Below are 7875 nucleotides of genomic sequence, written 5' to 3' on the forward strand. Positions count from 1 at the left end.
GGTTAACAATTTGTAATATTCCTTGTTGACACCCTTACTGACAAAGAAAAAACTGAAATCAAGTCAGGATAAGGGTTGGAGTGCTTACTGCAAAAATTGTTAAGAAAGATCCCTATAAGGGATAGCTTGATAAGGGGGGTGCCGATAGGCGGGGGGATCCCCCCTTAATCCCCCCTTAATAAGCTGTCCTTTAGTCACATCTTTCTTAACATTTCAAACCTTTGTCGCACATGGCTTTCAAGACTCGGTTAACAATCTGTAATATTCCTTGTTGACACCCTTACTGACAAAGAAAAAACTGAAATCAAGTCAGGATAAGGGTTGGAGTGCTTACTGCAAAAATTGTTAAGAAAGATCCCTATAAGGGATAGCTTAATAAGGGGGGTATCTGACAACTTTTAACACCTACCTACTTAGCTTTTCCCGGATCGGCTTTTAGCATTGGTTTTGGCAAAGATAACTGCTATAATCAGGCTAATTAGTAGTAAAACTCTCTATCTCTATATTTTTGCATAGTTTACACCACAAGTCCGGGCATGAAAACCGACAGTATTTTTTATGATCTTTTTCAATTTTATCCGTCAATTTTCTTTGAATTAATCAATCTTTCCCCCAGAGAAGCAGAGAATTACCGCTTTGATTCCGTCGAAATCAAGCAACTAGCTTTTCGTATTGATGGCGTATTTTTGCCCAATATTACCGATCCTAGCATTCCTATTTATTTCTGCGAGGTGCAATTTCAAGATGATCAGAATTTTTATGGCCGTTTCTTTGCTGAAATCTTCTTATATCTCAGTAAAACTGCTTTTAACAATGATTGGCGCGGGGTGGTCATTTATCCCCATCGTCGGGTAGAATCAGATCAGGTTGTACGTTATCAAGACTTATTGACATCTGGGAGAGTGACGCGAATCTATTTAGATGAACTAGATGATATTAATCAAGATTCCCTCGGTATTGCCACTATAAAATTAATTATTGCTAAAGAAAATCAAGCAGTGGCAACAGCCAAACAACTTATTGAACGAGTGCGAACTGAATTTACCCAACCGCAAAACCTCCTACAATTAATAGAAACGATCCTTATTTATAAATTACCACGTCTAAGTCGCCGGGAGATAGAAGCCATGTTTAGTTTAGATGAACTGAAACAAACCCGTTATTTTCAAGACGTTCGAGAAGAAGGTAAACTGGAAGGTAAACTGGAAGGTAAACTAGAATCTGTGCCGCGTTTATTGGCTTTAGGTTTAACGGTAGAACAAATTGCTCAAGCCTTGGACTTAACTGTAGAAAAAGTGCGAGAAATACCAGAAACCCATTAAGCTAATCTATCCGTAAGCTATGACAGCGTTTCTGATCAAGATAAAGTTTAACCTAATTTGCTATCGACCACCGACTCGCCAAAATGAAAACTTCCTACCTCACTTATGACTAGCACTCCTTCAGCTTCTTTAAGATTAAAAAAAACAAAAATTACCGACACAAATATCACTCTCTCCCATGGCAGCGGTGGCAGCGCAATGCGGGATTTAATTAATGAGATATTTGTGAATAATTTTGATAATAACCTACTGGCAACCCTTGAAGATCAAGCCCGATTTGAAATTAAAGATTTAGCTGGAATAGGCGATCGCTTGGCATTTACCACCGATTCCTATGTGGTTTCTCCCCTCTTCTTTCCGGGGGGTGATATTGGCAGTTTAGCAGTCAATGGAACCGTTAATGATTTGGCTGTCGGTGGGGCAATTCCTCTCTATCTCAGTTGTAGTTTTATCCTCGAAGAAGGTTTATCTATCGACACACTAAAAACCATCGTTACGAGCATGAAAATAGCCGCCGAAAAAGCAGCAGTAAAAATCGTCACCGGGGATACAAAAGTCGTTCCCAAGGGACAAGGAGATCAAATATTTATTAATACCTCTGGAGTGGGAGTAATTCCGGCTGGAATCAATTCCGGGGCGAATAATTTACAAGTTGGCGATCGCATTTTGATTAACGGTTTTCTGGGGGATCACGGAGCCGCCATTCTGATTGCTAGGGGCGAATTAGACCTGCAATGCACAATCGAAAGCGATTGTCAAGCCCTGAATTCTTTAATTTCTGCAATTCTGGCCGTTTGCCCGGAAGTTAAAGCGATGCGGGATGCCACTAGAGGCGGATTAGCCACGGTTTTAAACGAATTTGCCCAAAGTTCAGGGGTGGGAATACAGGTACAGGAAACGGCGATCCCCATCCGGGAAGAAGTGCGAGGAATGTGCGAATTATTGGGTTTAGAACCGCTTTATCTGGCAAATGAGGGCAAATTAGTCCTTGTCGTGCCTCCGGAGGCGGAAAATCGCGTTTTAGCAGTGATGCGTTCCCATCCTGACGGTAAAAATGCCGCTTCTATCGGGGAAGTCGTCGCTTCTCCCCCCAATTTAGTTTACTTAAAAACCCCTTTCGGCACTAAAAGGATTCTCGATATGTTAGTCGGTGAACAATTACCGAGAATATGTTAATTAGGGTTTGCTGAAAAAGTTTGTTGTTAGGGTTAGAAGTCAGGAGTCAGTAGTCAGTAGTCAGTAGTCAGGAGAATTAAAAATGAATAATAATCAATTAAATGGTCTATTTACAGATTTTAGGCAATTTAATCCTTATTTTTGCTGTTTTGAACCCTCAAATAGTTGGGGTTTTGGGGTTTTAGTTGAAATTTCCCTGTTCCCTGTTCCCTGATAACTGATAACTGATAACTGATAACTGATAACTGAAAATGCACGAACTAGGAATCACCCAAAATATTATCGAACTTGCCTTAGAACATTCCCGAGGAATGAAAGTTAAGCGCGTGGTGTTAGAGATTGGTAAACTAACGGCAATTATGCCAGAATCGATCGCTTTTTGTTTTGATACCTGTTGTCAAGGTACTACTATAGAGGGGGCAATGTTAGAGATTCTGGAAATTTCCGGTTTAGGACAGTGCCAAGATTGCGGAAATGAGCTAGAACTAGAATATCCCTACGGCATCTGCGATCGATGTGGTAGTCGTAATATAATCATTTTACAGGGTCAAGAATTAAATCTTAAATCGTTGGAGACAGAATCCTTATGTGTGTAACCTGTGGTTGTTCTGATAACTCGGAAGTGACGGTAACTAATCCGCAAACGGGAACCCATGAACATATTTTAGCCGATGGTACTGTTATTAGTCATAGCCATCACGATCACGATCATGAGCATCCCCATCCCGCAGAAATTCACGCTCAAATTCATGGTAACATTCTCCAAGTTGAGCAAAATCTGCTGGCAAAAAATAATCTGTTAGCGGCACAAAATCGCGGTTGGTTGAAGGGTAGAAAAACTGTTGCCCTTAATCTGGTTTCTTCCCCCGGTTCGGGAAAAACTACCCTGTTAACTCGCACAATTGCCGATTTAAAAACCGCTATTCCTATCAGTGTGATTGAGGGAGATCAAGCTACAGCTAATGATGCTCAAAAAATTAGTGAAACCGGTTGTCAGGTTATCCAAATTAACACCGGAACAGGTTGTCATTTAGAAGCATCAATGGTAGAGAGAGGATTAATCGAACTCGATCCACCGATGAATTCTTTAGTCATGATCGAAAATGTCGGTAATCTAGTTTGTCCTGCTTTATTTGATTTGGGAGAAAATGCCAAAGTCGTCATTCTTTCCGTCACCGAAGGAGAAGATAAACCGATTAAATATCCCTATATGTTCCACGCTTCTCAAGTCATGATCTTGACAAAAATAGACCTACTACCCTACGTTAATTTTAACCTCGATCGCTGTTTAGATTATGCCTATCAAGTTAATCCCAATCTGAAAGTTTTTCAAGTTTCCGCTACCACAGGAGAAGGTTTAGATGCTTGGTACAGTTGGTTAAAATCGCTGGTTTAAGTTAAGCAGTAACACACCCAAAAAGTTCAGTCTAACCGAAAGAAAAATGACCCTAGCACTTGATCAAAATATTTATAATCAACTGTTGACTAAATTTCAACCCAAGATTATTGAAAATGAGGAAGAATAAGTAGCCTATACTCAACGGATTTAGTCTTATTTGCATAAGACTCCTAAGGGTGTGCAGGTACATGATGCGAAGCTAGTAGCAGCCTTGTGCATTCATGACCCTACACCTATTAGGACTTTCGTCAGGTGCTAACAATAAAGCTGACTTTTAGGCAAAAACGCGAGCATCCCGAGGACGAACATAAACTTGTTCCCCGACTTTGAGGTGCAGTTGATCCAGTTGTTCTCGATTCAGATGGGCAATCAGGAGAGAGCGATCCGGTAGAATTAACTCCACATCGATGGCCCAACCCAGATGGATAATACGCTCGACTTTTGCCGCAATACTAGACCCATTGGGAGAAGAGAGAATTTCTAGGTCGTGGGGACGAATGAAAATCTTAACTCCGTTAGTACCCCCTCCGAGCTGCTCGAATAGTGCAGCCGAGGTCGGTGGTAAAACATTCACCCGGCCGATAAAACTCATCACAAAAGGAGAGGCAGGATGATCGTACACCTGATCGGGAGTCCCCACCTGTTCGATTTTACCCTCATTAAAAATTACGATCTCGTCGGCCACTTCCATGGCTTCCTCTTGGTCGTGGGTGACAAAAACACTGGTGACATGGACCTCCTCGTGTAACTGCCGCAACCAAACCCGCAGCTCTTTTCTAACTTTGGCATCCAAGGCCCCAAAAGGCTCATCTAATAATAATACTTCCGGTTCCACCGCTAAAGCCCGGGCCAGGGCAACCCGTTGACGTTGACCCCCAGATAGTTGGGCCGGATAGCGATCGCCCAATCCCTGCAATTGAATTAAACTCAAGAGACTGTCCACTCGTTTTTGAATGTAGTCGGGGGCAGCTTTGCGAATATTTAAACCGAAAGCGATATTCTGACGCACCGTCAGATGTTTAAAAAGCGCATAATGCTGAAAAACAAAGCCAATATTCCTTTTTCTGACATTTAAATGGGTTGTGTCTTTGCCGTTGATGATAATTTTGCCTGTGTCGGGGGGTTCTAATCCTGCGATCGCTCTCAGGAGAGTGGTTTTTCCCGAACCGGACGGTCCCAGCAGTGCCACCAGACGATTCGATTTGATCTCTAGGTTGATGTTGTCTAAAGCGGTAAAGGTGCCGAATTGTTTCGATACCTGCTCGATGATGATACTCACGGTGGTTAATCCTCTGGCAAAAAATGTATAGGGTTTGACCGTATTTTAACCATGATTTAATCTCAATCGTATTAAAATACACTTACATTTTACAAGATAGCAAGAAAATTAAGTTTCGATTCGGGAGATTACTGGTTGTAAACAGAGACTAAAAAGATTAAACAGCGATAAAAGCTTAATATTACTTTTTTTCGCTCTTTTAGTCGGTTCTAAAGGCTTAATTAATCAATTTTGTCTCTTAACCACCAGAAACGCACCGGAGAAAAGAGACAACTGAGGCAAAAATGGACTATTCTTTATTGACAATATTTAGCTTTTTTATCGGAATTGTCGTGGGATTAACGGGAATTGGCGGTTCATCCTTGATTACACCCCTATTAATCTTTGTATTTCAGGTTCCCGCTACCACCGCAGTGGGTTCCGATGTGGTAGCGGCCGGATTGATGAAAGTGGTCGGCACTGTTCGTCACTGGCAACAGCAAACGATCGAGTTAGAAGTGGTAAAATGGCTAGTAATTGGCAGTGTACCCGGTTCTCTGTTAGGATTAGTCGGTTTTCGCTATTTTCAGCAGAATAGCTCCCTCAATCTCGATCAATGGTTGCCTCCTATCATCGGTCTTGTCTTGATGATCGTGACTGTCCTAGCGGCCCTAGAACTACTAATCTCCTTATTTTTTCCCGATTTGTCCCCTTGGTCTTGGCCAAAATTAGATTTAACCACTCGCTCTGGTCAGATAAAAACAACGATATTGGGGGCAGTTTTAGGCTATTTGGTCGGTTTAACCAGTATTTCCAGTGGTTCCTTATTTGCATTGGTCTTGATGACCTTTTTTCAGCTTGATTCTCGCAAATTAGTCGGTACAGATCTATCGCAAGCTTCCATCCTCTTAACCTGTACTTCCATCGGTCATCTGGGATTAGGAACAGTAGATTGGAATCTGGTACTTCCTATCTGGTTGGGTGGGATACCGGGGGTGGTAGTGGGAGCAAGATTATCGGAATATTTCCCCAAAAATGCCCTAAAAATACTGCTTTATACTATTCTAGTCACGGTCAGTTGGCGCTTACTCCAACCCACCTAACCCCCATAGTTCACTCGAAAGTCAACATACTACCCATCAACAGATCGGGACTGGTGGCGACAAAATAGATAATTCCCGCACCGAGAATAACGATCGCTAAACTAAATAGTACCACCCATCGATCGGCTGGTTCATAGGTATCTTCATCTATATCTCGTCTGACTGTAAAATAATGGGCCGTGGTCAAAAATACGGTCAATAAACCCACTAAAGCAAACATTAAGCCTAATTTCCAGCCATAACCGGGCCGGGGAACCAGAGGAGGATGAAAGGCCCGTAAACGCAGGATAACCATACCAAAACCCATTAATGCGATCGCTGTTCGCATCCAAGACAGATAGGTGCGTTCATTGGCCAGATGATCGCGGACTCGATTGGGATTGACTTTTTTCGGTGTAATGCTGGTCTTGCTTTCCGTCACTGGTGATTTGAGAAAAAATAACATGATCGAGATGACTGGGGGTCCGTTTCAAGGTGAGCGCTTGAGAAGATGATGTTATTCTATGGCACTTGAGTTATAGATGGTATGGAAAAAATCTAAAATCTCTTTTTAAATGTATTTGTATTGAATCAAAAATTAAATAGATTCTGCTTGCTGCTGGAAAAGCGCCCATCCATAGCTTAAGGATAGGGCCAAGAAAGCGAGGGGAAGACTTTCCTTGATTATAAATACACCCAAACCGATCAGTACACAGGGGACAAAGTGGCTGCCGTGACTGGTAATTAAATTAGCGATCGCCGGTAATTGGGTTAACTGATGAGCAGTAAAACACCAAACACCCACCAAGATGAGAAAAACGCTGACGATAGTAACTAAATTTGGCCAGGTATTACTAGCAAACAGCGGCAGATAAATGCCGATATTATCGCTGCCGTTGGAAAATTCGGGCCGCCGATTTTAATAATCTTCAAATTCTGCCTCATATCCTCAAAGGGGTAAAAGTTGCCGATATTATGGCGATTTTAGGCAGTATTGATATTATTATGGGGTCAGTTGATCGCTAAATCTCCTTCAGGGTGGGTTATCTTATTAACTCACCCTCGTTTTGGCCTAGTCTCATGAAAAAAGCACATCGGCCTTTATTTCAGCTAATGTGCTTCAATCCCTAGCATTTATCTTCTCTAGTGGGGGTGAGTCTTTTTCCCTGCTTCCACCTGAACCTCAGTCATAGGGGGAAGAATCTCGCTTTGGGGAATCTTTAACTCCCCCACCTGAACACCCAAACTAGCCAAGGCAGTTAAAGTGGTGATGATGCGGCAAATCACGTCAATATCCGCTTTATGTTTTTGCCAGAAATTCATAGATTTTTTTTGCTCCTGTCGCCTTAGGGTTTGTTTTGTGGCGACAAGTTGATTAAAATGCTTTCAGCTATGGCGGATGTAGGCGCACAAACTCCCTTTTTCTACATTTTCCGGGAACGGGAGATGATTTATGACCTCTGGGAAGCTGCCACGGGAATGCGGTTAATTAATAATAATTATTTCCGTATTGGTGGCGTGGCGGTGGATTTACCCTACGGATGGGTGGATAAGTGCGAGGATTTCTGTGACTATTTTGACCCCAAAGTGGACGAATACGAGAAATTAATCACTAATAACCCGATTTTCCGCCGTCGT

The 7875-nt window shown here is 42.2% G+C and carries 8 protein-coding genes and 4 pseudogenes; 8 read left to right on the forward strand and 4 right to left on the reverse strand.

Translation table 11 applies throughout. The annotated features are described in order from the left end of the window. Positions 1-536: 536 nt before the first annotated feature. From ACOCD9_RS13520 to ACOCD9_RS13540, 5 genes and pseudogenes are all read left to right on the forward strand, one after another. The gene (locus tag ACOCD9_RS13520) at positions 537-1322 is read left to right on the forward strand and encodes an Rpn family recombination-promoting nuclease/putative transposase (RefSeq protein WP_287967367.1); all 786 of its coding nucleotides are present in this window, start codon (positions 537-539) and stop codon (positions 1320-1322) included. Positions 1323-1427: 105 nt separating this feature from the next. Next, positions 1428-2498 carry a hydrogenase expression/formation protein HypE gene (hypE, locus tag ACOCD9_RS13525; RefSeq protein ID WP_104396953.1) on the forward strand — a complete coding sequence of 357 codons (1071 nt, stop codon included), beginning with the start codon at positions 1428-1430 and terminating at the stop codon, positions 2496-2498. Positions 2499-2749: 251 nt separating this feature from the next. Continuing rightward, positions 2750-3094 carry a hydrogenase maturation nickel metallochaperone HypA gene (gene hypA, locus ACOCD9_RS13530; RefSeq protein ID WP_419547777.1) on the forward strand — a complete coding sequence of 115 codons (345 nt, stop codon included), beginning with the start codon at positions 2750-2752 and terminating at the stop codon, positions 3092-3094. Then, positions 3085-3894 (forward strand): hydrogenase nickel incorporation protein HypB, encoded by an 810-nt coding sequence (hypB, locus tag ACOCD9_RS13535; protein WP_409868014.1) that lies wholly within the window; start codon positions 3085-3087, stop codon positions 3892-3894. Before hypA ends, hypB begins: the two co-directional genes overlap by 10 nt. Before the next feature lie 46 nt (positions 3895-3940). Then, positions 3941-4021, forward strand: a pseudogene (locus ACOCD9_RS13540) (transcriptional regulator); the annotation flags it as partial. A 150-nt stretch (positions 4022-4171) separates the two neighbouring features. Here the strand turns inward: ACOCD9_RS13540 and ACOCD9_RS13545 are convergent. Next, complete coding sequence (locus ACOCD9_RS13545) at positions 4172-5176, reverse strand: sulfate/molybdate ABC transporter ATP-binding protein (protein ID WP_419547778.1); 1005 nt, start codon at positions 5174-5176, stop codon at positions 4172-4174. A gap of 284 nt (positions 5177-5460) precedes the next feature. On the opposite strand from ACOCD9_RS13545, the gene ACOCD9_RS13550 reads away from it, so the two are divergent. Continuing rightward, positions 5461-6258, forward strand: coding sequence for a sulfite exporter TauE/SafE family protein (locus ACOCD9_RS13550; protein WP_419547779.1), 798 nt, complete (start codon positions 5461-5463; stop codon positions 6256-6258). Between the two features lie 10 nt (positions 6259-6268). Here the strand turns inward: ACOCD9_RS13550 and ACOCD9_RS13555 are convergent, their stop codons facing one another. After that, entirely contained in the window at positions 6269-6703 is a 435-nt protein-coding gene (locus ACOCD9_RS13555) for a YidH family protein (protein WP_002801982.1), read from the reverse strand. A 132-nt stretch (positions 6704-6835) separates the two neighbouring features. Next, positions 6836-7138: pseudogene (locus ACOCD9_RS13560) on the reverse strand (cadmium resistance transporter); the annotation flags it as partial. Between ACOCD9_RS13560 and ACOCD9_RS13565 the strand changes: the two are divergent. After that, a pseudogene (locus tag ACOCD9_RS13565) lies at positions 7132-7263 on the forward strand (NADPH-quinone oxidoreductase); the annotation flags it as partial. The pseudogenes ACOCD9_RS13560 and ACOCD9_RS13565 sit on opposite strands and share 7 nt — an antisense overlap. Positions 7264-7380: 117 nt before the next feature. Here ACOCD9_RS13565 and ACOCD9_RS13570 read toward each other — a convergent pair. After that, positions 7381-7560, reverse strand: a complete 180-nt coding sequence (locus ACOCD9_RS13570; protein WP_419547780.1) for a hypothetical protein — start codon at positions 7558-7560, stop codon at positions 7381-7383. A gap of 69 nt (positions 7561-7629) precedes the next feature. Here ACOCD9_RS13570 and ACOCD9_RS13575 point away from each other — a divergent pair. Continuing rightward, positions 7630-7875 (forward strand): annotated as a pseudogene (locus tag ACOCD9_RS13575) (NADPH-quinone oxidoreductase); the annotation flags it as partial.

Source organism: Microcystis sp., from assembly GCF_048564745.1.
GTDB lineage: Bacteria > Cyanobacteriota > Cyanobacteriia > Cyanobacteriales > Microcystaceae > Microcystis > Microcystis ichthyoblabe_A.

Bases quoted from the DNA above. Each gene is read 5' to 3' on its own strand.
- ACOCD9_RS13520 (WP_287967367.1), top strand. From the start codon at position 537: ATGAAAACCGACAGTATTTTTTATGATCTTTTTCAATTTTATCCGTCA.
- hypE (WP_104396953.1), top strand. From the start codon at position 1,428: ATGACTAGCACTCCTTCAGCTTCTTTAAGATTAAAAAAAACAAAAATT.
- hypA (WP_419547777.1), top strand. From the start codon at position 2,750: ATGCACGAACTAGGAATCACCCAAAATATTATCGAACTTGCCTTAGAA.
- hypB (WP_409868014.1), top strand. From the start codon at position 3,085: ATGTGTGTAACCTGTGGTTGTTCTGATAACTCGGAAGTGACGGTAACT.
- ACOCD9_RS13550 (WP_419547779.1), top strand. From the start codon at position 5,461: ATGGACTATTCTTTATTGACAATATTTAGCTTTTTTATCGGAATTGTC.
- ACOCD9_RS13555 (WP_002801982.1), bottom strand. From the start codon at position 6,703: ATGTTATTTTTTCTCAAATCACCAGTGACGGAAAGCAAGACCAGCATT.
- ACOCD9_RS13570 (WP_419547780.1), bottom strand. From the start codon at position 7,560: ATGAATTTCTGGCAAAAACATAAAGCGGATATTGACGTGATTTGCCGC.